A 25,389-nucleotide genomic window follows, 5' to 3' on the forward strand; every position below is an offset into this window, starting at 1 on the left:
TGGGTTGGCGCGACAGTGTCAGCCTACCCCACATTGTCTATAGCGGGCGCGGGCTAACCGACTTTGGGCCGCAAGTGGCCATCAGCGCGCTCGTCGCCGACACGCAATCATCCCGCGATTTCCTCCGACCCTCGAAAGGCATGATAACACATTGAAAATACTTGTAAAAACTACAGATTCTCTTCTCGTATCCGCTACGGAATATTTCGCAGACACACAAAATGTGTGCGATGCGGGAGGTTGAACCAGGTTGCGAAACCGTGACGAGACTGGCGTTCCGGCGCACTGCTGCTATATGACATCCCCATGATAACAGAGCGCTTTTTGAAGATTGTTGCTTGGGGCTACATCGCGGCACTGGTTGCCGTGACCTTCGCGCATCTCAATTGGCAGGCCGAGTTTGGCAATCCCTTCAATCTGTATCGAGCCGTCGCCCTCTGCCTTGCCGGCATGCTGGCACGGCTGGCCTATCCGCAATCGCCCTCCTTCACCTGCCTGCTGATGATTGCCAGCGTCTCAGCGCTCTGCTTCTCGCATTTTCTGGTGAACGGCAATTACGGTTCGCCCATGGACCTAATTGTCGCCATGACAGGCGCGCTCTGGGGTCTCGCAATCGGCGCCATGCTCAGCAGACTGATATCGCCGACCTCGAAGCGAACCGCGCTGTATTAAGCCAGCGCCCTTCAGCCATCATCGGATGTAGACGCCCGTTTGTCGACGTCGGCAAAGGCGTGCGTTGCGTTTGAGCGCAGCATCCCAGCTTTTCACACAGCAACGTAACAGTGACTCTCGACAAGTCGCCAGCCGCCCGACGAGGCGTCAATTTCCGATTTCCTACTCCAAATTGATCATTACGCAGCCAATATTATGGCAAGCTTACTATCTATGTTTGCAAATGTGGCTTTCATGCAACTAGAAATGAAAAATCACGAAAACGTCATTCTCAGAAAAATATATCATATAACTTTGCAGGAATTCGTCTTTAATAGCGAACAGAAGCGGGTGGGGCCCGTTTCTCCCGAGTCGGGGTTTTTAACAGGGATAGGGTGAGGCACGTCGATTTTTCGGCGCGATAGCCTATGCCCAATCTATATTGGATTGGAGTTTTTATGAACATCAAGAGCCTTCTTCTCGGCTCCGCTGCGGCCCTCGCAGCAGTATCCGGCGCTCATGCAGCCGACGCTATCGTTGCCGCTGAGCCTGAGCCGCTCGAATATGTTCGCATCTGCGACGCGTACGGTGCTGGCTACTTCTTCATCCCGGGCACCGAAACCTGCCTCAAGATCGGCGGCTATGTCCGCACCGAAGGCAAGTGGTACAATGCTTACAACCCGGCTGACCGTTACGGCACGCTGTGGCACACCCGTGCTCACCTCACGCTCGACACCGCTTCCGACACCGAATACGGCCCGCTGAAGACGGCTACCGTCCTGCGTTGGGACTGGCAGGATGGCGGTTCGACCACCACCAAGCTGATCGCAGCCAACATCAGCCTCGCCGGTTTCACCGTCGGTAAGCTCGACTCGGCCTACAACCTGTACATTGGCTATGCCGGCGGCGTCATCAACGACGACGTGGTCTATGACGGCCCGTACGAACTCAACCAGTTGACCTACAACTACGATGCAGGCAACGGCTTCACGGCTGTGATCTCGCTCGAAGACAGCAACTCGGGCTTCACCACGAACAGCTCTGGCGCCACCGTTCCTGTAACTGGCGTTGACGGCACGAACAGCTCGGATCATTACGCTCCGGACGTTGTCGCCGGTGTTGGCTACAAGGCTGGCAACTTCGGCTTCAAGATCGTTGGCGGTTATGACTCCATCGTTGAAGAAGGCGCTATCAAGGCTCGCGTCGACGGCGACTTCGGCGTCTTCAAGGCCTTCTTGATGGGCGGCTGGAACACCGACGGTGACAAGCTGAACAAGTACGCAAGCTCGAACGGTGCTGGCCCGGCCAAGACCATCGGCTGGGGTGACTGGGCTGTCTGGGGCGGCGTGACCGTTCCGATCAACGACAAGCTGCAGGCAAACGCTCAGGTTGCCTACACCGACTCGAAGATCTTCGCAGCGACCGCGAACGTCAAGTTCAACCCGGTCAAGAACCTGCAGATCACGCCGGAAGTATCCTACACCAACTGGGACTCCATCAATCAGGACCAGTGGGCTGGCGTTCTGCGCTTCCAGCGTACTTTCTAAGACCTCGTTTTTCGAGATCTGATTAGACTTGACCCCTGATCGGATGGGGACTGGTCCTGCTTCCAGCGAAGCGGGGCCAGTCTTTCTGGTCTGGGGTTCGTCTTTTTTCTATGCCGCCAAATTGGGCGCCGGATCGAGCGCCAGTGATCAGTCTTGATGACGATCATTTCCCAGCCATCAACGGCATCGACAATGCATATTTTTTGTCGTAGAGACACTGCATGTCGTTCACCTACGCAAACGCCTCGCGATTTTATTCGTACCGCTGCTCTCAGCGGAGGCGGGCCTGTGCGTAGATAAAACTGACGCAATAAAAGACCCGAACAGCCGCTAGTCTACCTGGCGGCTTTTTTTGTCGCCACGGTATGACCCCAAAAGGAACCGATACCGTGTTGAATTCCACTGATGATCTGCGAATTGTCGAGATTACCGCGCTTACGCCGCCCGCTCGCATTATAAACGAGATCCCGCGAGACACAGCGGTCACATCGACCGTGACGGGCGCACGTAGCGCCGTGCACAACATCCTGCACAACAACGATGATCGATTGATCGTCGTGATAGGCCCCTGCTCCATCCACGACCCTGTCGCGGCGCGAGACTACGCGGCCCGGCTGAAGGAACAGCGCGACCGCTTCGCCGGCGACCTTGAAATCATCATGCGGGTCTATTTCGAAAAGCCGCGCACCACGGTCGGCTGGAAAGGCCTCATCAACGATCCGCATCTTGACGGAAGCTACCGCATCGAAGAGGGATTGCGCCTTGCCAGGCAACTCCTCGCCGACGTCAACGAGATCGGGCTGCCGGCCGGCTGCGAATTCCTCGACACAATCACACCGCAATACATCGCCGACCTCGTGAGTTGGGGTGCGATCGGCGCGAGGACAACCGAGAGCCAGGTGCATCGCGAACTGGCCTCCGGCCTCTCCTGCCCGATCGGCTTCAAGAACGGGACGAACGGCGATACGAGGATCGCACTCGATGCGATTCTGGCGGCATCGCAACCACATCATTTCCCCGCCGTCACCAAGGACGGCCTTGCCGCCATCGCCTCGACACGCGGCAACGACGACGGCCACATCATCCTGCGCGGCGGCAAGCAGCCCAACTATGATGCGGCCAGCGTGCAGGCCGTATCGGAACAGGCGTCCAAGCTTGGGCTCGATCCGCAGATCATCATCGATGCCAGCCACGCCAATAGCAGCAAGAATCCGGAGAACCAGCCGGCTGTGGTCAGCGCCGTTGCCGAACAGGTATCGGCCGGCGACCGCCGCATCAAGGGCATGATGATGGAAAGCAATATCGTCGGCGGCCGCCAGGACCTCGTTCCCGGCAAGGCGCTGGTCTATGGCCAGAGCATCACCGACGGCTGCATCGACTGGCCGACCTCCGTCCGTACGCTGGAGGAATTGGCTCGGGCTGTCCAGGCAAGACGGCGGGTGTCTCGCCAATAGTACGATCATGGATCGTTCACAGGCCAGACCCTGTGAACGATCACACTACTTCTTCCTCGCCTGGATCAGGATTTGCTGCGGCTGACAATCAGCCGCAGCAAATCCTCAAACGCCGGCTGTTTCCGCAGATGACCGTGTTTGGCATCCCAGGTGCCGTCTTTGAGATCGCGGCTGAGATCGGCAACGAAGCGGTCGCCGACGGAGGGATCGACGAAGCTCCAGGCCGAGTTAGCAAGGCGGGCGCCCGGCTCCAGCAGGCGCTCCGGGCGCCCGTAATAGGCCTCGCTGAAACCATCGGTGCAATTCAACGGGATCGGAACGGGAATGACCTCTGCATTGCCGCCCAGCCCATCGCTGATGGCTGCCATCTGCGGATAGCGGCGCGCTTCCACCGTGATCGTCTCAGGCGCATAGTCAACCAGCCAGCACCGGTCCAACTCCTTCGGATCGCAGGTGAGGATCAGCACGGGACCCCGAGTCACCCGCCGCATCTCCGCAAGCCCGCCTGCAAGATCGGACCACTGATGCACGGTGAAGGTCGCCATGCTCGCGTCGAAACTGTCATCCGCGAAAGGCAGCTTTTCGGCTGTAGCGTCGATGGCGACGGGCAGATGCGCCGGCCGTTGTGCCCGCATCGACGCCGATGGCTCGACCGCCGTGATCTCGCGATCAACGGGCTCATAGGAGCCGGCACCCGCGCCGACATTGAGAACGCTGCGGGCATCACCCAATGCAGCGCGGATGAATTCGGCAATCTGCGGGTCGGGCTGACGGTAGCTCGTATAGTTCGTGCCGATCACGCCGTAATTTGCGTCGCCGGCGCTACCGTCTGTGTGTCTCTTGGTCATCGGGGTCTTCATCCTCTTCACCTAGTGGCATGGGGAAGCGTCGTTGCCCGGTTCAGGCACAGCTCTGCCTGCGCTGGAAACGCTCCTGCATCCCACCCTTCATTGTTCCCTCAACGGGAAATCTTCTGTTTGCAGCGGGAGAAAACATCATGGAGTGCAGGAAGAAAATCGATATGATCGAACAAGTACTGTTCGGAAAACTCACATGGCGCGCCGCATCCCTTCCCTCAACGCATTGCGTGCTTTCGAAGCCGCCGGCCGGCACGGGCGGATGACCTTGGCGGCCGATGAGCTGAACGTGACGCACAGCGCCGTCAGTCGCCAGATCCAGCATCTCGAGGATGTGCTGGGCGTGCCGCTGTTCGAAGGACCGAAGAACAGGCTGCGGTTGACGGAGGCGGGCTTGACCCTGCTGTCGGGCCTGACCTCCGCCTTCGATCAGATCGACATGTCGGTGCGCTCGGTCGCCGATGCGGAAGACGGATCGCTCGATGTCTCCTGCCCCGGCACCTTTACCATGCGCTGGCTAATCCCGCGGCTTTATCGCTTCCAGGCGGAATACCCCAATATCGAAGTCCGGCTAACGGCATCTTCCCGCCCGGTCGATTTTACGCGCGATGGCTTCGATGTCGCGATCCGCGTCGGCGCAGCACCCTGGCCGGAGGGTGCGGAGGTGATCGCGCTGTTTCCCGAACAGACAGGTCCGGTTCTCTCCCCTTCGCTCGCAAGAACCGTCGCGAAGAATTTCGCCGGCGTTCCGCAGCTTCATACCAGAACGCGGCTTCGCGCCTGGGGCGACTGGCTGTCGCGGTCAGGCGCACCGGTGGAAGCCGGAGCGCGGGTGGAATACGAACACTTCTATTTCATGCTGGAGGCTGCAAGTGCTGGCCTCGGCGTCTGCGTAGCGCCTTGGCCCTATGTGACCGACGATATCCGTTTCGGTCGTCTGATCGCCCCGCTGGGCTTCCTCGACAGTGGCCATCACTACGTCGCGCTGCGGCGCGCCCGGCGAAACCGGAAATCCACACTGTTCTGCGAATGGCTGCAGAAGGAAGCGCAGGCGTTCTCAACTTCGCATCCGGCCCCGAAAGACTAGACCCGCAGATAATGGGCGAGGCTTACATAATGCTTTCTAGGCCCGCGCACATGCCACATTTCGGCCCAGGCATCCGGTCCGCGAAAGAAAAGGCGGCCCCGATAAAGATCCGGGCCACATTGATGGACAATGCGCTGCGATGCAGCTTTGCCTATATGGATGAATTCGCTGAGGTCAGGGAAATAGACGGTCAGACGCTCCGCCTCCCAGCCTAGCCTGTAGGTGCGGCTGCTTCTGAGCGTTCCATGATCACTCATGGTGTCGCCACGTTCCTCGAACTGGGCAGGCGTCAGCAACGCCTGCCCTTCGAAGGTTATGAGGGTCGCGTTGAGGCGGTCGATGATCCGCCGCTTCACGTCCCATGTGCCGAGATAGCGTTCCAGCCGCTTGGCTGCGGCGGCTTGCATCATTCAGGACGCCGCGCGCTGCGCCGTATCGGCTTGCCTTACCGGAAGCTTCCAGCCCGGCCGGACGAAATGGCAGGTGTAGCCGTTCGGGATACGCTCGAGATAATCCTGATGCTCCGGTTCGGCTTCCCAGAAGTCGCTTGCCGGCACCACTTCGGTGACGACCTTGCCCGGCCAGAGACCGGAAGCGTCGACATCGGCGATCGTGTCGAGGGCGACCCGCTTTTGCTCATCGCTGGTGTAGAAGATCGCCGAACGGTAGCTCGTGCCGACATCGTTGCCCTGGCGGTTGCGCGTGCTCGGATCATGGATCTGGAAGAAGAATTCCAGCAGATCGCGATAGCTGATCTTCTCGGGATCGAAGACAATTTCGATCGCTTCCGCATGGGTGCCGTGGTTGCGATAAGTCGCGTTGCGAACCTCACCGCCGGTATAGCCGACGCGGGTCGAGATGACGCCCTTGTAGCGGCGGATGAGGTCCTGCATGCCCCAGAAACAACCGCCGGCGAGAACTGCATGTTCCGTAGTCATCGGATATCCTCCACTTGGTCGAGATAGGCGCCATAGCCTTCGGCTTCCATGCGATCACGATGCACGAAGCGAAGCGAGGCGGAGTTGATGCAGTAACGCAGGCCGCCGCGATCGCGCGGCCCGTCGGGGAAAACATGGCCCAGATGGCTGTCGCCGTGCAACGAGCGAACTTCAGTGCGCAACATGCCATGCGACAGATCGGTGAGCTCGTTGACGTTGGCGGTCTCGATCGGCTTGGTGAAGCTCGGCCAGCCGCAGCCGGAATCGAACTTGTCGGAAGAGGCAAACAGCGGCTCGCCCGACACGATGTCGACGTAGATGCCCGGCTGCTTGTTGTCGAGATGCTCGCCCGTGAAGGGCCGTTCCGTGCCGCTTTGCTGCGTCACCCGATACTGTTCGGGAGAAAGCTTCGCGACGGCCTCGGAGGTCTTGCTGTAATTTCGCATTCTTGTTCTCCTTGCTCTTGGACGCATACCTCAAGCTTCACCAGCTATTACGGGAGAATGCTGGACATCGTTACAGAGGTTAAGCTCAATAAGCATCGCGGGAGTGGTTGCGACGGAAATATAGGTATGGGGCAGCCGATTTGCCATATCGCACAGGGCGACATGATGCATCGCGCAGCGACAGGCAGTCACTCATCCCAGTCGCAGGCGGCGGTGTAAATTGCCGAGAGCGCCTCGATGCCGGCCTGGTCGTCCTTGTCGAAACGGCCGGGAAGCGGGCTGTCGAGATCGATGACGCCGAAGACAAGACCATCCCGGAACAAGGGCACCACCAGTTCCGAGCGCGAGGCGGCGTCGCAGGCGATGTGGCCTGGGAAAGCGTGCACATCCTCGACCAGGATCGATTGTTCCTTCTCGATCGCCGTGCCGCAGACGCCACGTCCGACAGCGATGCGGACGCAAGCGGGCTTGCCCTGGAACGGGCCGAGCACCAGCTCGTCATCCGACTGCAGGAAATAGAAGCCGGCCCAGTTGAGGTCCGGCAGCATCTGGAAGATCAGCGCCGATGTATTGGCGGCGTTGGCGATCGGATCGGCCTCACCGTCGAGCAAGGCCTGCAACTGGCCGGCGAGCTCACGATAGAATTCGGGCTTGCTGGAGGATTGAATCGTCTGTTGCGCGAACATCAACTATCGCCTTTCGGTTGGGTCATTCCGGACGGATTGCCGTCAATCCTTGTCATCGGGCGGGCATGGCCAGGAACCAGGCGCCCTCAATCCCGGAGGCAGTATGGTCGCCTGGTCGCCGCAGGCCAAATTGACCTGAGTCTGGACCAGACCGGTTGCCGCCGACAGGTCTATCCCCTCGATACGGGTCAGATACAGGAAGGCGCCACCAAAGGTAACTGGCCCCTGGATGGTCACGCCGTTCAAGGTGGCGCGGGAAAGATTGGCGAAGGAGAAATTGACGCCTGTCAGCACCGCCTTGTCGAAATCGGCGCGGCCGAGTTCGGCCTTCTGAAAATCGACATTCGCAAGCTGCGCGCCACTGAATTCAGCCCGCTGCAGCTCGGCATTGGCAAAGGTGGCGCCATTGGCGACGACATTGCTGAAATCCGAGCGATAGGCTTCGATCTTGGCAAAATTCGTCCCCTCGGCGCGCGCGTTCTTCAGCCAGGTACGCACCAGCGTTGCCTTTTCCAGATTGGCCGAGGTGAGATTGGCATTGCTGAGATCGGTGCTGTCAAAATGGGCGCCGGCAAGATTGGCTCCATGCAGATCGCTGCCCGGCAGCATGATGTTGGTCTTGCTGCATGAGCTCCAGTCTATTCCGGGTGCCGCGACCACATTGTCGCAATCGCCGGCGAAGGCGGATTGCCCGGCGCCCGAAGCAAGCAGGAGCGCCGCTGCCGAGATGCCTGCGAAACGACCAAGGGCGGCACCGCTAATATTCCGGCCCTGCCGGATTTCCGCTCCAGCCTGCCAGACCAGTCTTTCAAAAAGGCTGCTCATCTCGTCGCTCCGCTTTCCGCAACCATTGACCCATCCTCGACATCGAGTCGGATGCGCTCATCTTTCCCTTGTATATGGTGCTGCGAGCGACAAAAAGAGCCCATGCGTTAAAAGGATATTGCGAAGCGGATGAACGGTTTGACGCCCGGGGCATGATAGGATGCCGATATGCGTCCAGCAACCGGAAGCGGGTCAAATTTTCGGGAAAAGATCGGAAGTTTAGAGCTGGTCGGAGTGGAGTGATTCGAACACTCGACCCCCACGTCCCGAACGTGGTGCGCTACCAGACTGCGCTACACTCCGTGACCAGCGGCGCTTCTATAGACCAGCCATTTTTGATGTACAAGCACCAAATTCAAAAAAACGGCTCGTTTCTTGACGAAAAGATTACAGAGGCAATTGCCTGGAAAATCGGCAGAAAAAACAGGCAGTGAACCGAGCGAAGTGCATAAGACGCAACACATTCGGCAAAATCCCACTTGTACACGCGGATGGGAATTTTCTTTTGCCGGCTTTGGCGCTAAAGCCCTTAGCGGGACAGGCGGAAATGTCGTGGGACAGCGGCGTTTCCGCAACCGAATGCGAGACAGAAGCTCAAGGACGATACGATGAATATCCGCATGATCACCGCGGCGGGACTGTTGCTGGCGCTGGCCGGCTGCGCCAGCACGACCACGACACCAATTCTCCCGGCGCTTGTAAGCAACCCGGTTCAGGACCGCTGGGAAGGCCAGTCGGCCGGGCGCTTCTTCGCCGCCTACGGCCCGCCGCTCTCCGACCGCGACGACGGCGGCAACCGCGTCTACACCTGGCGGGGCGGCTACAAGACGGTCACCATCGCGACCAAGGACGGGAAAAAGGGCGGCAAGCGCTATCTGAGCTGCAAGGCCGATATCGTCACCAGCCAGAGCTACGTCATCCGCTCGGTCCGCATCCTCGGCGACCAGCCCGGCACCAGCGGCTCCTCCTATTGCGCCGAACTGCTGGCACCGCCGCCTGAAAAGGCGAGCTAAGTCTCGCACACTATCGGGGACCAAGATTTTGCAGGCGGCTCGAAAGGGTCGCCTGTCTTGTTATCGGGACAGGTTCAGCCTTCCGATGTCCATAGGTCGGAACAGGCTTTCGCCGGCCCGGTATCGGCTCCGGGCACGAAAGCCTTGTCGATGGCGTAGAGCTTGGCAAAGCGCGCGTCGGCGGCAAGCCGCAGGCCGGGCGGAATGGTGTCGCCGCCATATTGGTCGGGCATATCGGCGTTGACGACAAGGACGAAGTCGAAGCGCTGCCGCCAATTGGCGAGATAGGGCGCGAGGGCGCTGAACACCTTCAGTTCGGCCGGGCAATTCAGCAGGCCGATGGAAAAGAGATTGCCCTCCGGTACGGCAATATCTTTCCACGGCGCCAGCACGGTCAACGGTTGCTTGCCCGCCGCGGTAAAGATCGTCGGCACGAAGGCATGTGCGTAGGGAACCGCGAGCGTCGGCAGATGCCGGAACGTATCCTCATTCCAAGCATAATAGCGCTGAGCGAGCCCGACCGGCATATGTCTTGGCTTATGGGTCATCGGCAAGATGGCCGAGCCCTCCGGAACGGCGGCAAGGACGGTGCGGACATCGGCGACATCAGCCTGCCCATGCCACCAGTTGACCCCGATCCAGGCCGTCCTGCCGAGCGCCACACCGGCAAGCACGGCGGCCAGGATGAAAGCCTGCCGGCGCGGCAGCCGGGGCAGCGGGCAGACCATGGCCATTGCCGCCAGCGCCGCCATGATCGGGAAGCGCCAGCTGATCCAGCCGGTGCCCAGCATGGCGCGCGGAGAGATGCAGGCGAGGATCAGCAGACCGGCGGCGGTGACGGCAAGGCCGGCATGCAGCTTCAATCGGCCCGTGCGCGCCGCATTGGTGCAGACCAGCACCAGCGGGACCAGCAACAACATGTCCACAAAGCCCGTATAGGTCCAGATCGTCGACATGAGGTTCGCCAGTATCAGGCCCGGCCCGTTGTTCCACATCGCTCCCAGACCGATATCGTTGCCGGCAGGCAGCACCGGCGCGTAGAGAAACAGGCAGATCGCCGACAGCGTGCAGGCGAGCATCGCCACCACCAGCCTGAGGCACAGGCGGATAAAAGCACGCGGAGACTTCAGGGCGGCGGTCGTCGGCGAAAACTCCAGGCCGCAGACGAGCGCCATATAGAAGCCGAGCGAGAAGATGTGCATGACGGTCAGCAACAGGCCGGCGACGGCACGCCAGGCAAACAGCACCGCCCGGCTCTTGCGCTGCAACGCATGATCGACCGTCGCGAAGAACAGCGCCATGCCGAGGCCGATCTGGAAATTGATGAAGCCGCCGATCAGCGTCGCGCACCAGGCGAAATAAAGGATGGCGATCTGCCAATAATAGGAACCGCCGAACAGGCGGCGATGCAGGGCGATGGCGCCGAGGGGTGGCAGCACGATCGCCAGGAACAAGAGGCTCCGCGCCAGGAGCGGCACGCCGACCAACGGCCCTAGCCAATAGGCCGCGAGATCGATGCCGACATTGGTGAAGGTGCGGTTCCAGTCGAGCGCATAGATCCGGTTAAATGGCGGCTCGGCTATGCCGCCGGCGAGCAGCCACATGCGGGCATAGTGGTTCGGAAAGTCCAGGATCGGCGGAAACTGGAAAGCGGCGACGAAGATGGCGACGAGAACGACGAAGGCGGTAATGGCGAAGCCCGGACGCTGCCGGACGATCACGCTATCCGGAACGGCCGCGACTTCGACCGGGATCGCCGGCTCTACCGGAGACAGGTTTGCGGATGAATGCGGCATCAGCGAACCGCCCTCGCCCGGCTGCTATCCGCTTCCGCCTCTCCTTCATCCATGAGGAGACGTTCAAGCTCGCGGCGCTTGCCGGCCGCGTTCAGTTCGGCGAAGTCGCCGGTGATTTCGATGGACCGCCCCCCCTGCGCCAGGCTCTCGATCATGAACATCGGCCGCCGTTTGTTTTCCTGCACCAGCCGGCCGATATATTCGCCGATGATGCCGATGCAGATCAGCTGGATGGCGCTGAAGGCGGTGATCGCGGCCATGATGCTGGACCAGCCGACGATCGTCTCGCCCTCGATCCAGCGCACCACCGTATAGATCAAAAGCAGGATGGCGCAGGCGGCCGAGACCATGCCGAGCCATGTGCTGATGCGCAGCGGCACGGTGGAGAAACTGGTGATGGCGTCGATGGCGAAATTGACCATCTTGCGCAGCGGATATTTGGTCGTGCCGGCAAAGCGGGCGTCGCGCTCATAGGGCAGCGCCACCTGCCGCCCGCCGATCCAGCTCACCATGCCGCGAATGAAGCGGTCGCGCTCCGGCATCGACAACAGGATATCGACGACACGCCGGCGCATCAGGCGAAAGTCCCCGACATCGCGCGGGATCGCCACCGAAGCGAGCCGCGACAGGAGCCGGTAGAAGAGCGACGCGGAGGCAAGCTTGAACCAGCTCTCCCCTTCCCGCCGCACCCGCTGCCCGTAAACCACATCCGCGCCGCGATCCATGATCGGCATCATCATCAGAAGCAGCTCCGGCGGATCCTGCAGATCGGCGTCGATCAGCAGCACACGCTCGCCCCTCGTGGCGGCAAGCCCGGCGGTGGCGGCAAGCTGATGACCATGATTGCGCATCAAGCGAACACCGAGCACCTGCGGCACCTCGCGGCCGAGCGCCGCGATGATCTCCCAGGTCCCATCCGTGGAACCATCATCCACCAGCACGATCTCGAAGGCATCCCCGACAATCCCCCGCGCCGTCGCGACGGCACGCCGGCAAAACTCGCGAAGCCCCTCTTCCTCGTTGTGGCAAGGGGCGACGATGGAAAGGAGTGGTGGGGAGTTGCGGTTCATGGCTGCCTGCATCGGAACGGTGGTGCCGACCAGATTGCAGGAGAAAGGTCAAACAAGGTTTAAGGGTGGTGGGGGAATGTCAGCATAGCGAATGCGGGAGCAAGACATACTGTAGATATGGCGACAATAATGTGGATTCATATCGCGATATTATAATTATTTCATGTTAGACAATCGGCCGCCGGAGATCGACGCATCTACAAATGTACTCCGATACGTTTCGCAATTTCGCTTACTTTTTCCGAACAGGTTACTATAAAATCGAGCGGATTCTGGTCTGTCCCGGCAAGCTCCGCTTCCACAGCAGCAATGAACTCAAATTTTACAGGTTCCTTTTTTCCCGTTTTTTGATTCCATGCATCGCCATCAAAATTTACGACGCCATTGTTGAAGGTGAAGTTGCGTATGTGGAGATCCTGGCCTCTTCCAATGCCAATGCCCCCGCCAATCTTACCCGGTTTGATTTCTGGGAATGAATCATGGCGGATCGACGCCAAATCGTACAATAATTTCCACCAGCCTTTTTCTCCTACGAGATAAGGCTGAATAGATTCTAACTTCTCATGTAATTCCGAATTACTTTTCTCCAGATTTTCAAGCCTGTATTTCTTCATCCGGTTAATAAATTTTTCCTTAGAATAATCGCATGGGAAGTATATATTAGGCTTACTATTCTTGTTTTCGACAAATTTTGTCCAGATTGCATTCATTATTTTGTCCATGGAAAGGACCAAAGAATTTATAATTTCGCCGATTTCGATTTCGCAATCTTGCCGATCAACGGCGTTATGTAGATCAAGCTTACGCTTCTTAAGTTCACGTGACCTACGGACGCAGCCATCGATAGCACGTTGGATTGAAAGCTTGTTTGCCATTTAGATCCACATGCTGCCAAGATGATTCGCTTCCACATTTTAAGCTTCGGCAAATCTCAGACAAATGCTTAATAGGTCCATGCGGATCACCCATGAGACTATGGCTTGAATATTTTGAATCTATTTCACTGATTTTGACAATGGCTGGGGCGCCTGGATTCGAACCAGGGATGGCGGTACCAAAAACCACTGCCTTACCGCTTGGCTACGCCCCACCAGAGTGAGATGGCGACTATTCGCGCCAAATCACCGCCTGATTAGCAAAGGTCGCATCCGCTCACAATCATTAAGTTATAGGTGAGCGCATATTTTTATACGCTTCCCAAGTGGCTATGCTAGGTCTTGTCATCCCCAAATCCCCATCAGGAGATCCAATGAGCCAGTATCGTGCCCGCCCGCCCGCTGTCCCCACCGTGCTTGTCGACGATGATGTCGTGCGGATTACCCGCTGGGATTTCGAGCCGGGCGCCGATACCGGCCACCATGTCCATGGTCTCGGCTATGTCGTGGTGCCGATGACCGACTGCCAGTTCCTGCTCGAGGAGCCGAACGGAGAGAGGCGCGTCGACATTGCCAAGGGCGCGGCCTACCGGCGGGAAGCCGGTGTCGAGCATAATGTGGTCAATGCCGGCTCCGAGCCGATGTCCTTCATAGAGGTCGAATACAAGCAATTATGAGCACACCCGAATTCGAGCTTGCCTTCGAGGCCGCCTATGGCCGCGCCGTGCCCGTCGCGCCCGGCATCGAGCGGATGACGGTTAATAACCCGAGCGCGTTTACCTTCCATGGCACGAACAGCTATATCGTCGGCGGCTCGTCCGTGGCGGTCATCGATCCCGGGCCGGAGAATGACGCGCATTTCGCCGCGCTGCTGGCGGCCCTGAAGGGGCGCGAGGTCACGCATATCTTCCTCAGCCACACCCATCGCGACCACTCGCCGCTCGCCAGGCGACTGAAGGAGGCGACGGGCGCGCTGACGGTCGGCCAGGGGCCGCATCAGGCTGCACGGCCGCTGCATGAGGGCGAGGTCAATCCTTTTGCTGAGAGTTCGGACATGGATTTCCGGCCGGATATCGCGCTTGGTGACGGCGAAAGCGTCTCGGGGGACGGTTGGCAGCTGACCGCGATTCTGACGCCCGGCCACACGGCCAACCACGCCTGTTTCGCACTGGAGGGCAGCGGCATCGTCTTTTCCGCCGACCATGTCATGGCCTGGGCAACAACGATCGTAGCACCACCCGATGGCTCCATGGCCGACTACATGGCCTCGCTCGAGCGGCTGCTTGCCCGCGACGACCGCCTGTTTTTCCCCGGCCATGGCGGCCCGGTGAAGGAGCCCGCCTCCTTCATGCGTGGGCTCAGGACCCACAGGCGCATGCGCGAGCGCGCAGTGCTCGAGCGCATCAAGGCCGGCGACCGGCTAATCCCCGACATGGTGAAGGCCATCTACCGCGACACGGACCCGCGCCTGCATGGCGCGGCCGCCCTATCGGTGCTGGCGCATCTGGAGGATCTGGTGGAAAAGGGCCAGGTGCTGACGGAGGGGCCGCCGACGCTGCTCGGGGCTTACAGGCCCGCCTAAATCAGGTCAGCTTCCGGCTATCCCCAGGAGCTCGGCGTCCAGCGCCTTCAAATAGCTTTCGGCGATATCGGCGCTGATGCCGAGATCATCCTGACCGTAGCGCGATGCGACGCGGATATCGACCAGCGTCGTCTCCGCCTCCTCGCGCAGGCGGATCAGCACATCGAAAGGCAGGCCGAAAATGCGAGTGCGGGTCTGCCCCTGCAGGATGACATCGGTGTTCTGGCGGATGAGATCCGCCACGCCGTCGCGATAGGGGCGCGGCGTCGGCACCGGAATGATATCGGGCATATCCGTGACGGCGCTGTCATCCGCCGTTGGGCTCGGGCGTTGCCGGGGCGTGCGGCGGCGCGGTCTTTGATCGCCGTTCGGATCGACCAAATCGGTGCCTTCAACCTTGACGATGGTGATGTGATTATCACCAGCGACCTTGCGCACGGCTTCGAGCACACGGTCGGAGGCCCCCTCGTAGCGGCGGCTGGTGAGCGCCGGATAGGCGTCATTCTGCGCCTCGCGATCCCCCGACGTCACAAGCCGCCTTGCCGGCAGCCAGAGTTGCTTTGCCTCCGGCGTCGCCAGCCATTCCGGAGCGTCGGTGACATCGGTGGATACGTCATAGATCGCCGGCCGGCTCCAATAGCGCTCGACGCCGACGCCGACGATCGCCAGCGGCAGCGCCGCATAGATCAGCGCTTTGACGGCCGAAACGCCGCCGAGCGCCGCAATCCGCCAGAGCTGCGTGAGGCCGACGACCGCAAGCAGCACGGCAAGAGCCGCGAAACCCGCCGAAACCAGCAGCAGCAGGACGAAATAGGGTGTTTCCAGCGGCCCAAACCGATGGCCGATCAAGATTACCCCGCACAGCACCAGCGCAAAGGAAGCAATCAGGTGCGCGGCGCGGGCGGCATGCGAAACGGGACGGTCGAAACGAATGGTCATCAAGGGCTCGTCGGCGCGTCAGATCGGAAAGCGGGTGAACCGAATCCCTGGGGCTTACCCATGTTTAGAGCAAGAAATGGCGAAAATAAATCGAATGTCGCGGCACGGATAAACAAGCCTCGACGGCAAGCCGATTGGGTGTCGCCTAGCACAAAAGCGTGAGTACTTGCTTAAATTCCGAAAAAAGGCCATGATTTTCGTGTTTTACCGTGGCTATGAAAGGACTTGAGGAGATGGGAACGAAGAAATCGCCCGACATCGCCGCCAAGCCATCGCCTGCATCGACCGGCGCGGCCGCTGATGCCAGCGAGCCTGCCCTGCCGCTCGAACTGCTGGAACTTGAGCTTTCGCTCGATGGTTTTTCCGGTGGGGAAGCGGGATTTTGCGAAGCGGTGCGAACCGCCGCCAGAGCTGTGGGCGGCGAACTCCTGTTCGACCTTCCGGCCACCGGATTGATATCGGAATACCGCCGGCTCGCCGTTCTGTGGATCCCGGAGGGCGGAGAGAAGATGCGTATCATCTTCGCGGCGCTCGACCTGGACGGTGCGGAAATTCGCGTGCTGGAGCCCGATGAGGAAACCGAGCATCTGCTCAGCTTCACCGACGCCTTCGTCGATCTGCTGCAACGCCTGCCGCAAAGGCTGGACGACGCGGCCTGAACGGCCTATCTCTTTGTTTTTACGCAATTCCGGACGGAAAACCGCAGCACACTTTTCCTGGAATTGCTTTCGCCGGGCGACGGGCCTTTCGCACCCTGCCGAGCGGCATTATGATCTCAGCCTGCATATATCAATCCAGGACATCAGGCCATGCGTATTTCTCCGGCACTCCTCCTCATCGCCACAGGCTTACTCCTGTCCGGTTGCCAGACGGCGGAAGAGATCCGAGCGGCGGACCAGTCGAGATGCAGCGGCTACGGCTTCAGGCCCGGCACGCAGAATTACGCGAATTGCCTGATGAACCAGGATCTCAGCCGCCGCGCCGACCAGCGCGCCTTCATGGAAAGCAACGACGATTTCTTCTGGGGGCCGCCCTACGTCATCGGGCCGCGCTATTATCATCATCGCGGCTACTGGCGGCGCTAATCGTCGCGCCGCCTATGGCATAAGCGTCAAGCCCTTGCCCTGATGGCCGCCTGCGCCGCCGCGAGCCTGGCGATCGGCACGCGGAAGGGCGAGCAGGACACATAATCCAGCCCGATCTCCTCACAGAAATGGATCGATGCGGGATCGCCGCCGTGCTCGCCGCAGATGCCGAGCTTCATGTCGTTGCGGGTGCGGCGGCCGCGCTCGGTGGCAATGCGGATCAGCTCTCCCACGCCATCGAAATCCAGCGAGATGAAGGGATCATGCTCGATGATGCCCTTGCGCTGATAGGTCGGGATGAAAGCGGCGGCATCGTCGCGCGACATGCCGAAGGTGGTCTGCGTCAGGTCGTTGGTGCCGAAGGAGAAGAATTCGGCGGCTTCAGCGATGATATGCGCGCGAAGGGCGGCGCGCGGCAGTTCGATCATCGTGCCGACGAGATAATCGATCTTCATCCGGGCTTCGGTCATGACAGCGCCGGCCACCTCATCGATCCGCGCCTTGACGTAATCGAGCTCGGAGCGCAGGCCGACCAGCGGCACCATGATCTCCGGAACAACCGCCGCCCCCGTCTCCTTCGCGGCGGAGACCGCCGCCTCGAAGATGGCACGGGCCTGCATCTCGACGATTTCGGGATAGGAAATCGCCAACCGGCAACCGCGATGGCCGAGCATGGGGTTGAACTCATGCAGCGCATCGACCCGCTGGCGCAGGATGGCCGGCTCCATGCCCATGATACCGGCGACCTCGGCGATCTCCTCATCCGTCTTCGGCAGGAACTCGTGTAGCGGCGGATCGAGCAGGCGGATGGTGACCGGCAGGCCGTGCATGATGGTGAACAGGGCGGTGAAATCAAGCCGCTGCATCGGTAGCAGCTTGGCAAGCGCGGCGCGGCGGCCCTCCTCGCCTTCCGCGAGGATCATCTCGCGCATCACATGAATGCGGTCGCCTTCGAAGAACATATGCTCCGTGCGGCAAAGGCCGATGCCCTCGGCACCGAAGGCACGGGCGGCGCGAGCATCGGCCGGCGTATCGGCATTGGTGCGCACCGTCATGCGGCGCGAACGGTCAGCCCACTCCATGATGCGGCCAAAATCCCCAGAGAGTTCCGGCTGGATCATCGGCACTTCGCCCTTCAGCACCTGGCCGGCGGAACCGTCGATGGTGATGATGTCACCCTTCTTCAGGGTAATGCCAATGCCGATCAGCTTTTCGTTGCGCAGGTCGAGGCGCATGGTGCCGGCGCCGACGACGCAGGGCAGACCCATGCCGCGGGCGACGACCGCCGCATGGCTGGTCATACCGCCGCGCGTGGTGAGGATCCCCTCGGCGGCATGCATGCCGTGAATATCCTCCGGACTGGTCTCGATACGCACGAGGATGACCTTGCGGCCCTCCTCCTCGGCAACGATCGCTTCCTCTGCGGTAAAGACGATTTCGCCGGTAGCAGCCCCTGGAGACGCCGGAAGGCCGGAGCCGATGACCTCGCGATGAACGCGCGGATCGATGGTCGGGTGCAGAAGCTGGTCGAGGGTCGAGGGCTCGATGCGCGAGACGGCTTCGTCCTCGGTGATCACGCCCTCGTCAACCATGTCGACCGCCACCTTCATCGCCGCCTTGGTGGTGCGCTTGCCGGCGCGGGTCTGCAACATCCAGAGCTTGCCGCGCTCGATGGTGAACTCCAGATCCTGCATGTCGCGGTAATGCGTTTCAAGCTGGGTACAGATGCGGCGGAATTCGGCAAAAGCCTCCGGCATCAGCTTTTCCATCGACGGCCGGTCATAGCCGGAGGCGATGCGGGCGGCCTCGGTGATGCTCTGCGGCGTGCGAATGCCGGCGACGACATCCTCGCCTTGCGCATTGACGAGGAATTCGCCGTAAAGTTCCTTCTCGCCGGTCGAGGGATTGCGGGTGAAGGCGACGCCGGTCGCCGACGAATTGCCGAGATTGCCAAAGACCATGGCCTGGATATTGACCGCGGTGCCCCAGGCTTCGGGAATATTGTGCAGATGGCGATAGGTGACGGCGCGCGGGTTCATCCAGCTGGAAAAGACAGCGCTGACCGCACCCCAAAGCTGCACTTCCGGCTCCTGCGGGAAGGCCTCGCCAAGCTCCTCTTCGATGACGGTCTTGTAGAGCGAGACCACATGCTGCCATTCGACGGCGGAAAGATCGGTATCGAATTCATGGCCGAGGCGAGCCTTCTCGTCCTCCAGGATCTCCTCGAAAACCTCGTTGTCGAGACCCATGACGACATCGGCATACATCTGGATGAAGCGGCGGTAGCTGTCCCAAGCAAAGCGGGCATCGCCGGCATCGTGTCCGAGCGCCTGCACCGTGGCGTCGTTGAGGCCGAGATTGAGGACGGTATCCATCATGCCAGGCATGGAGGCGCGTCCGCCGGAGCGCACGGAAACGAGCAGCGGCTGCGCGGTGTCGCCGAACTTGCGCCCGGTGATCGCTTCCATCTGCTTCAGCCCCTGCATGACCTGCGGCTTCAGATCATCCGAAACGCTGCGGCCGTTCTTGTAATAGAAAGCGCAAGCCTCGCTGACGATCGTCAGGCCGGGCGGAACCGGCAGGCCAAGACTGCACATTTCGGCAAGATTGGCACCCTTCCCCCCGAGCCGCTCATAATCCTTAGCGCGACCCTCGGCCTTGCCATCGCCGAATGTATAAACCCACTTGGTCATTTTCCCCCGCCCAACTCCTAAAGTTGAACTTAATTCATTGAGACGGAAAAGAAAATCGACAAATGCGGCAAATTGTTGCGCTGCACAATAAATATGGGTTGCAGGCTGTTTTATTCGCACTTCCTCAAGGATCCGATAGGATTAAATCCTACTCTGTGCTAGAAAAACGCGATAAGGAGTTCGCTATGAGAACGACCCAAGCCCTTAGCATCACACTTCCGTTGGAAATGGCGCAGATGGTGAAAAGCAAGGTTTCGTCCGGCGAATATGCCAGCGAAAGCGAAGTGATCCGTGATGGTCTGCGTGCGCTCGCCGCGCGCGACGCCGCTGTCGAAAAATGGCTGCGCGAAGAGGTCGTGCCAACCATCCAGGCACATGACGCCGACCCCGGTCGCGGCCTCTCCGTCGAGGAGACCCGGAAACAGCTCCATGCACATATGGATGCGCGAAGCGGACAAAAGACCTCTCGCGCATGAAATATACGGTCGTTTTCGACGTCGATGCACGGGTCGATCTGGCTGAACTTTATGAATATCTGCTGCCCGAAGCGGGCGAACGCATCGCCCGCGACTATATCGATCGCCTGATTGACTACTGCGCCGCGTTCGAGACTTTTCCGGAGCGCGGCATGCGCCATGAGGACATCAGCCCTGGCCTTCGCACGGTGGGATATCGCCATAGGGCGACCATCGCCTTTCGAATCAAGGACGATACCGTCACCATCATGCGAATATTCCACGGCGGAAGAGAGATACGATTGACCACCGAGGAGTAGGTTTCAAAGCCGCTAAGCCCCCGGCTCCCGCCGCGCCAATATCTTGTCGATCCGCATGCCGTCGAGATCGATGATCTCGAAATGCCAGCCGTCGAACGTGAAGCTTTCGCCCACGTCCGGCAGATGGCCCAGATGATAGAGCGCGAAACCGGCAAGCGTGTGGAAGTTGCTGTCTTCCGAGCGATCGCGCAGGCCTAGTCGCTCGAAAGCGTCGTAGGCCGGCATCATGCCTTCCATCAGCAGCGAACCATCGGCACGCTCGACGACATCCGGGCTCTCGTTTTCCATGTCCGGCAGGTCGCCGGCAATGGCTTCCAAGAGGTCTGTCTGGGTGACGATCCCCTCCAGGCTGCCATATTCATCGATGACCATGGCAAGGCGCACGGGTGCGCGCTTGAAGCTTTCCAGCACCTTGAAGACAGCCGTTGCTTCATGGACGATCAGCGGCTGGCGAATGACCGCCATCGGATCGAGCGGCTTGCCGTTCAGAAGCTGATCGAGGAGATCCTTCTTCAACACCATGCCGATCGGCTCGTCGATCGATCCGCGACTGACGAGAAGCTGTTCGAAACGGCTTTCCCGGATGGTTTTTTGTATCTCCTCGGGCGTGTCGTCAGCATCGATCCAATCGATTTCCAGCCGCGGCGTCATGATATCGGAAACGTCCCGGTCGCCGATGTTGAAAACGCGCTCGACCAGTTCCTGCTGCGCCTGCTCCAACAGGCCGGCCTCTTGGCTTTGGGCAACCAGAAGCTTGATTTCCGCCGGCGAATGCAGCGAGCCTTCGCCGGTGCCCGGCCGCAGGCCGAAAAGCCGCAGAACTAGATTACCGAGGCCGTTCAGCACAGTGATCGCCGGGCGAAGCAGGAAGAGGAAGAGGCCGAGCGGCCGCACGACACTCAAGGCCGTGCCTTCGCTGCGCTGCAATGCCAGGCTCTTCGGCGCAAGCTCACCCAGCACGATATGCAGGGCGGTGATGATGATGAAGGAAATCGCAACCGCGACGGCATGCGATCCGGCAGCGGCCCAGGAGCCGGGCAGAAAAGCGAGAAGCGGCTCGAGGAGATGGGCGAGTGCGGGTTCACCGACCCAGCCAAGCGCAAGCGAGGAGATGGTGATGCCAAGCTGCGTGGCCGCGAGATTGGCGTCGAGATTGTCGACCGCCTTTTGCAGCGCCTTGGAGTTCATCCGCCCTTCGGCGACAAGCTCTGTCACGCGGCTACGTCGCACGGAGACGAGAGAAAACTCGGCGGCGACGAAAAATCCATTGGCTGCCACAAGAAACAATACAGCGAGTATTCCGAGGAAATCGAAAATACTGCCATCAGACCCAGACATGCTTCCCTTCCGGGCGGTTCAGCGCCACGTATTATTGATCGAAAACAAAACTATCACGCTTTGTAGCTGTACGGCAGCCGAAGCGGCAATTTCTTGTCGATATGGAAACAGTTTTCTCTCTTTCCAGTCGGGAGAATGCGCTCAGGCTATTTCTCGCAGCCGCTCGGCGGTCTGCAGGTCGACGGAGACAAGCTGGGAAACGCCCTGCTCGGCCATGGTGACGCCGAAAAGGCGATCCATGCGCGCCATGGTGATGGGATTGTGGGTGATGACCACAAAGCGCGTCTCGGTCGAGGCGGACATCTCATCCATCAGATTGCAATAGCGCTCGACATTGTGGTCGTCGAGCGGCGCGTCCACTTCGTCCAACACGCAGATCGGCGCGGGATTGGTGAGGAAGACGGCGAAGATCAGCGCCATGGCCGTCAACGCCTGCTCGCCGCCGGAGAGCAGCGTCATGGTCTGAGGCTTCTTACCCGGTGGGCGGGCTAGGATTTCGAGGCCTGCTTCCAGCGGATCGTCAGATTCGATCAGTTGCAGTTCGGCCGTGCCGCCGCCGAAAAGATGGGTGAACAGCCGCTGGAATTGTGCGTTGACGACATCGAAAGCAGCGATCAGCCGTTCGCGGCCCTCGCGGTTGAGGCTCTGGATCGCGCCGCGCAACTTTCGGATGGCGTCGATGACGTCATCGCGCTCTTTGATCAGGGCCTGCAGCCGCTCGGTCAGCTCCTTGCTTTCCTCCTCGGCCCGCAGGTTGACGGCGCCCAGGCGCTCGCGCTCGATCCTGAACCGCTCCAGCTCACGCTCGACCTCGCGAGGATCGGGAATAGCCTGCATCACCGCCAGCCCGGCGAGCCGCAACGCCTCGTGCGGCTCGACATTGAGCGCCTGGCGGATACGCAGTTCGCTCTCCTGCCGGCGCTCGCGAGCCGACACCAGCCGCTCCTCGACACGCCCACGCTTTTCACGGCTTTCCGCCAGTTCGGACAGGGCTGTCGTGGCTTGCCGGTCGGCGTCGCGCTGCACGATTTCCGCTTCAGCCAGACGGTCGGCCGCGACACGACGGGCCTCCTCGGCCTTTTGCAGCTCATTCATCAGCGTGCGGCGCTTGTCGTCGAATTCATCCGGGGCAAGGTCAAGCTCGGCTGCTTCCTCGCGCGCCTCTTCCTCGCGATCACGCAAGGTCTGGATATGCTCCTCGGCACTGGCGGCACGCTGGTGCCAGCCGTCGCGCTCCTGCTGGATCGCCAGGATGCGGCGCTGCCGGGCCTCGTTTTCCCGGTTCAATCCCTCATGACGGGCGCGGGCCTCGGCGAGCACACCGCGATCGGTGGCAACCTCTGCCTGCTGGTCGCGTAATTTGATGTCGATCGTCGTCAAATCCGGCGCATCTTCCAACTCGATGCGGGCATTTTCATCCTGCACCATCACCTCTTCCATCTGCGCCTGCAGCTGGCTGACAGCCTCGGTGATGATATCCCGGCGCCGGATCAGATCGCCGGAGGCGCGTTCAGCCGCAACCAGCGCCTCACGGGCTTCCGCGAGATGGCGGGCCGCGAGACGACTGGCATCACGAGCGACGGCCAGGCGGCCTTCCTCTGTGCGGATAGCCTCGCCGGCCACTGCCAGACGCTCTTCGGCCTCAAGCAGGACATCGCGTGCGAGTTCGGCCTCGGCCTCAAGCTCGGCAAGGCGATTTTTCTGCGCCAGCCGCAGGGCGGCGGCACTTGGCGCATCCGCCCCGGTCACATGGCCGTCCCAGCGATAGACGGCCCCTTCCCTGGTCACGAGCCGCTGTCCCGGCTTCAACGCCGGCATGAGACGTAGGGCATCTCCGGCGGCGACAAGGCCGATCTGGCGCAAACGACGCGTCAGGGCAGCCGGCGCGCCCACATGGGAAATCAGCGGCTTCACGCCTTCCGGCAAGGCGGGATCGGCAGTGCCGCTGCCATTGTCCGACCAATACGCGGGTGCCTGCGGATCCAGTGGCGATTCCAGATCGTCACCGAGCGCTGCGCCAATCGCGGTCTCAAAGCCGCGATCGACACGCAGCTCCTCGGCAACCGGCGCGAAGGTGCCGGAGGCGGCGCCCGCTGCCAGCATTTTGGAGATCGTGCGCGCTTCCGTTTCCAGGGCATTCAGCCGCGAGCGGGCCTGATCGGCCGGTGCGCGCGACAAAGCTTCAGTCTCGCGGGCCTTGGCAAGGGCCGTCTCGACGAGCTGGATTGCCGCCTCGGCGTCGGCAACGACACCTTCGGCGGTTTCGACCATATCGCGCTTTTCGCCGGGATCCGGCAGGACGGCCATCTTCTCATCGATGGCGGAAAGCTCGCGGTTCGCCTCGTCCATCTGACGCTCCAGGCGCATCTTGCGATCGGCAAGATCGCGAATGGCACGCTCGAGCTGGTTGCGTGCGGCAGCGGCCTCGGCGCGTTCCGCCGTCAGCGCGGTGAAGATGCTCTCGCTATCGGCAAGCTTGGAAGCGGCCTCCTCGAAAGCCTCGCGCGTCTCCTCGGCAAGCCGGCCGGAATCGGCGAGGATCTCGGCAATATCAGCCTCCTCGGCGTCGAGCTTGGCCAAAATCGCAGCGTTATCGGCAACAAGACGCTCTTCGCGACGGATATCCTCGGCGAGTTGCGCCAGCCGGCGGGTCAACTCGTCGCGACGGCGCAGGATACGGTTGGCATCCTCTTCCAATTGGTTGCGGGCAAACTGCAGTCGTTGCAGGGCGGCGGCGGCTTTCGCCTCGTCGTCACGCAGTTCCGGCAGCTTAAAGCTGGCAATGCCCTGCGCCTTCGCCGCTTCCATCTGCAACTGTGCCTTTTCGGCGACCAGGACGGTTGCCTGGTTGAGGCCGCTGTCAGCCTCCGCTTCCGCCTCCTTGGCCTGCACCCAATGGATATGCAGGAGCATGGCCTCGCGGGCGCGGATGTCGGCGGACAGCATCTTGAAACGGTTGGCCTGACGGGCCTGACGCTTCAGGCTCTCTATCTGGCTTTCGAGCTGCGAGGTCACATCATCAAGACGCTCAAGATTACCTTCTGCAGCGCGCAGGCGCAGCTCGGCCTCGTGACGACGCGAATGCAGGCCGGAAATGCCGGCCGCCTCTTCCAGAAGCTGGCGACGGGCCTGGGGCTTGGCCTGGATCAACTCGCCGATACGCCCCTGGCCGACCATGGACGGCGAACGCGCGCCGGTCGAGGCATCGGCAAACAGCAGCTGCACATCCTTGGCACGAGCTTCCTTGCCGTTGATGCGATAGAGCGAGCCCTGCTCGCGCTCGATGCGGCGGGTGACCTGGATTTCGTCGCTGTCGTTGAAGGCGGCGGGTGCCGTGCGATCGCTATTGTCGAGATAGAGGCCGACTTCCGCGGTGTTGCGTGCCGGCCGGTTGCCCGAACCGGAGAAGATGACGTCATCCATGCCGGAGGCGCGCATGTTCTTGTAGGAATTCTCGCCCATCACCCAGCGTAGCGCTTCGACAAGGTTCGACTTGCCACAGCCGTTCGGGCCGACGACGCCGGTCAAGCCGCGCTCGATGACGAATTCCGCTGGTTCCACGAAGGATTTGAAGCCGACGAGACGAAGCCTGTTGAACTTCATGGGCTGATCTCCACCCACCCCTTGAGGGGGAGGGTCGGACCAAAGGTCCGGGGTGGGGTGATCATTTGCTCACCCCAAAAATCACCCCCGCCCGCGCGTATCGCGCGACCTCCCCCATCAAGGGGGAGG

24 protein-coding genes and 2 tRNA genes are annotated in these 25,389 nt (G+C 60.8%); 11 read left to right on the forward strand and 15 right to left on the reverse strand.

Annotated elements, in window-relative coordinates; all coding sequences use genetic code 11:
• Positions 1-324: 324 nt before the first annotated feature.
• From AC1RO0_RS27855 to AC1RO0_RS27865, 3 genes are all read left to right on the forward strand, one after another.
• Complete coding sequence (locus tag AC1RO0_RS27855) at positions 325-672, forward strand: hypothetical protein (RefSeq protein ID WP_498595798.1); 348 nt, start codon at positions 325-327, stop codon at positions 670-672.
• A gap of 437 nt (positions 673-1,109) precedes the next feature.
• The gene (locus AC1RO0_RS27860) at positions 1,110-2,198 is read left to right on the forward strand and encodes a porin (protein WP_498595799.1); all 1,089 of its coding nucleotides are present in this window, start codon (positions 1,110-1,112) and stop codon (positions 2,196-2,198) included.
• 365 nt (positions 2,199-2,563) lie between these two features.
• Positions 2,564-3,652: a 3-deoxy-7-phosphoheptulonate synthase gene (locus tag AC1RO0_RS27865; RefSeq protein ID WP_498595800.1), complete on the forward strand. Its 1,089-nt coding sequence runs from the start codon at positions 2,564-2,566 to the stop codon at positions 3,650-3,652.
• A 65-nt stretch (positions 3,653-3,717) separates the two neighbouring features.
• Here AC1RO0_RS27865 and AC1RO0_RS27870 read toward each other — a convergent pair whose 3' ends face one another.
• On the reverse strand, positions 3,718-4,500 hold the full coding sequence (locus AC1RO0_RS27870; RefSeq protein ID WP_498595801.1) for a class I SAM-dependent methyltransferase: 783 nt from the start codon (positions 4,498-4,500) through the stop codon (positions 3,718-3,720).
• Between the two features lie 205 nt (positions 4,501-4,705).
• On the opposite strand from AC1RO0_RS27870, the gene AC1RO0_RS27875 reads away from it, so the two are divergent.
• Positions 4,706-5,596 carry a LysR family transcriptional regulator gene (locus AC1RO0_RS27875; protein WP_498595802.1) on the forward strand — a complete coding sequence of 297 codons (891 nt, stop codon included), beginning with the start codon at positions 4,706-4,708 and terminating at the stop codon, positions 5,594-5,596.
• Here the strand turns inward: AC1RO0_RS27875 and AC1RO0_RS27880 are convergent.
• The 6 genes from AC1RO0_RS27880 to AC1RO0_RS27905 all read right to left on the reverse strand — a co-directional run bounded on the left by AC1RO0_RS27880 (position 5,593) and on the right by AC1RO0_RS27905 (position 8,794).
• Positions 5,593-6,006, reverse strand: coding sequence for a DUF6314 family protein (locus tag AC1RO0_RS27880; protein ID WP_498595803.1), 414 nt, complete (start codon positions 6,004-6,006; stop codon positions 5,593-5,595). The genes AC1RO0_RS27875 and AC1RO0_RS27880 overlap by 4 nt on opposite strands.
• Positions 6,007-6,534: a peptide-methionine (S)-S-oxide reductase MsrA gene (gene msrA, locus AC1RO0_RS27885; protein ID WP_498595804.1), complete on the reverse strand. Its 528-nt coding sequence runs from the start codon at positions 6,532-6,534 to the stop codon at positions 6,007-6,009.
• Positions 6,531-6,980, reverse strand: coding sequence for a peptide-methionine (R)-S-oxide reductase MsrB (msrB, locus tag AC1RO0_RS27890; RefSeq protein ID WP_498595805.1), 450 nt, complete (start codon positions 6,978-6,980; stop codon positions 6,531-6,533). The genes msrA and msrB overlap by 4 nt, the downstream gene beginning before the upstream one ends.
• 188 nt (positions 6,981-7,168) lie before the next feature.
• On the reverse strand, positions 7,169-7,666 hold the full coding sequence (locus AC1RO0_RS27895) for a free L-methionine (R)-S-oxide reductase MsrC (protein WP_007694916.1): 498 nt from the start codon (positions 7,664-7,666) through the stop codon (positions 7,169-7,171).
• A gap of 42 nt (positions 7,667-7,708) precedes the next feature.
• Positions 7,709-8,491: a pentapeptide repeat-containing protein gene (locus AC1RO0_RS27900; RefSeq protein WP_498595806.1), complete on the reverse strand. Its 783-nt coding sequence runs from the start codon at positions 8,489-8,491 to the stop codon at positions 7,709-7,711.
• A 226-nt stretch (positions 8,492-8,717) separates the two neighbouring features.
• A tRNA-Pro gene (locus tag AC1RO0_RS27905) sits at positions 8,718-8,794 on the reverse strand.
• A 305-nt stretch (positions 8,795-9,099) separates the two neighbouring features.
• Between AC1RO0_RS27905 and AC1RO0_RS27910 the strand changes: the two genes are divergently transcribed.
• The gene (locus tag AC1RO0_RS27910) at positions 9,100-9,504 is read left to right on the forward strand and encodes a hypothetical protein (RefSeq protein ID WP_498595807.1); all 405 of its coding nucleotides are present in this window, start codon (positions 9,100-9,102) and stop codon (positions 9,502-9,504) included.
• A 74-nt stretch (positions 9,505-9,578) separates the two neighbouring features.
• On the opposite strand, the gene AC1RO0_RS27915 is transcribed toward AC1RO0_RS27910, so the two are convergent.
• The 4 genes from AC1RO0_RS27915 to AC1RO0_RS27930 form a co-directional block, all read right to left on the reverse strand.
• Positions 9,579-11,300: a hypothetical protein gene (locus tag AC1RO0_RS27915; RefSeq protein ID WP_498595808.1), complete on the reverse strand. Its 1,722-nt coding sequence runs from the start codon at positions 11,298-11,300 to the stop codon at positions 9,579-9,581.
• Positions 11,300-12,370 (reverse strand): glycosyltransferase family 2 protein, encoded by a 1,071-nt coding sequence (locus AC1RO0_RS27920; RefSeq protein WP_498595809.1) that lies wholly within the window; start codon positions 12,368-12,370, stop codon positions 11,300-11,302. Before AC1RO0_RS27920 ends, AC1RO0_RS27915 begins: the two co-directional genes overlap by 1 nt.
• 197 nt (positions 12,371-12,567) lie before the next feature.
• Complete coding sequence (locus AC1RO0_RS27925) at positions 12,568-13,245, reverse strand: hypothetical protein (protein ID WP_498595810.1); 678 nt, start codon at positions 13,243-13,245, stop codon at positions 12,568-12,570.
• Positions 13,246-13,386: 141 nt separating this feature from the next.
• Positions 13,387-13,460 (reverse strand) — tRNA-Gln (locus tag AC1RO0_RS27930).
• Positions 13,461-13,619: 159 nt separating this feature from the next.
• Here AC1RO0_RS27930 and AC1RO0_RS27935 point away from each other — a divergent pair.
• The gene (locus AC1RO0_RS27935) at positions 13,620-13,922 is read left to right on the forward strand and encodes a cupin domain-containing protein (RefSeq protein ID WP_498595811.1); all 303 of its coding nucleotides are present in this window, start codon (positions 13,620-13,622) and stop codon (positions 13,920-13,922) included.
• Entirely contained in the window at positions 13,919-14,827 is a 909-nt protein-coding gene (locus tag AC1RO0_RS27940; RefSeq protein WP_498595812.1) for an MBL fold metallo-hydrolase, read from the forward strand. The genes AC1RO0_RS27935 and AC1RO0_RS27940 overlap by 4 nt, the downstream gene beginning before the upstream one ends.
• A 6-nt stretch (positions 14,828-14,833) precedes the next feature.
• Here AC1RO0_RS27940 and AC1RO0_RS27945 read toward each other — a convergent pair whose 3' ends face one another.
• On the reverse strand, positions 14,834-15,766 hold the full coding sequence (locus AC1RO0_RS27945) for a DUF1499 domain-containing protein (protein WP_498595813.1): 933 nt from the start codon (positions 15,764-15,766) through the stop codon (positions 14,834-14,836).
• Positions 15,767-15,999: 233 nt separating this feature from the next.
• Between AC1RO0_RS27945 and AC1RO0_RS27950 the strand changes: the two genes are divergently transcribed.
• Positions 16,000-16,425, forward strand: coding sequence for a hypothetical protein (locus AC1RO0_RS27950; RefSeq protein WP_498595814.1), 426 nt, complete (start codon positions 16,000-16,002; stop codon positions 16,423-16,425).
• 150 nt (positions 16,426-16,575) lie between these two features.
• Entirely contained in the window at positions 16,576-16,851 is a 276-nt protein-coding gene (locus tag AC1RO0_RS27955; RefSeq protein WP_498595815.1) for a hypothetical protein, read from the forward strand.
• Positions 16,852-16,877: 26 nt separating this feature from the next.
• Here AC1RO0_RS27955 and ppdK read toward each other — a convergent pair whose 3' ends face one another.
• On the reverse strand, positions 16,878-19,544 hold the full coding sequence (gene ppdK, locus AC1RO0_RS27960; protein ID WP_498595816.1) for a pyruvate, phosphate dikinase: 2,667 nt from the start codon (positions 19,542-19,544) through the stop codon (positions 16,878-16,880).
• 185 nt (positions 19,545-19,729) lie between these two features.
• Here ppdK and AC1RO0_RS27965 point away from each other — a divergent pair, with 185 nt between their 5' ends.
• Positions 19,730-20,020 (forward strand): type II toxin-antitoxin system ParD family antitoxin, encoded by a 291-nt coding sequence (locus tag AC1RO0_RS27965; protein ID WP_498595817.1) that lies wholly within the window; start codon positions 19,730-19,732, stop codon positions 20,018-20,020.
• Entirely contained in the window at positions 20,017-20,319 is a 303-nt protein-coding gene (locus AC1RO0_RS27970; protein WP_498595818.1) for a type II toxin-antitoxin system RelE/ParE family toxin, read from the forward strand. Before AC1RO0_RS27965 ends, AC1RO0_RS27970 begins: the two co-directional genes overlap by 4 nt.
• 12 nt (positions 20,320-20,331) lie before the next feature.
• On the opposite strand, the gene AC1RO0_RS27975 is transcribed toward AC1RO0_RS27970, so the two are convergent.
• Together AC1RO0_RS27975 and AC1RO0_RS27980 are read right to left on the reverse strand one after the other, a co-directional pair.
• The gene (locus AC1RO0_RS27975; protein WP_498595819.1) at positions 20,332-21,657 is read right to left on the reverse strand and encodes a hemolysin family protein; all 1,326 of its coding nucleotides are present in this window, start codon (positions 21,655-21,657) and stop codon (positions 20,332-20,334) included.
• A 141-nt stretch (positions 21,658-21,798) separates the two neighbouring features.
• Positions 21,799-25,260, reverse strand: a complete 3,462-nt coding sequence (locus AC1RO0_RS27980) for a chromosome segregation SMC family protein (RefSeq protein ID WP_498595820.1) — start codon at positions 25,258-25,260, stop codon at positions 21,799-21,801.
• Positions 25,261-25,389 lie beyond the last annotated feature (129 nt).

Source organism: Rhizobium sp. GW821-FHT14E12 (assembly GCF_058803745.1).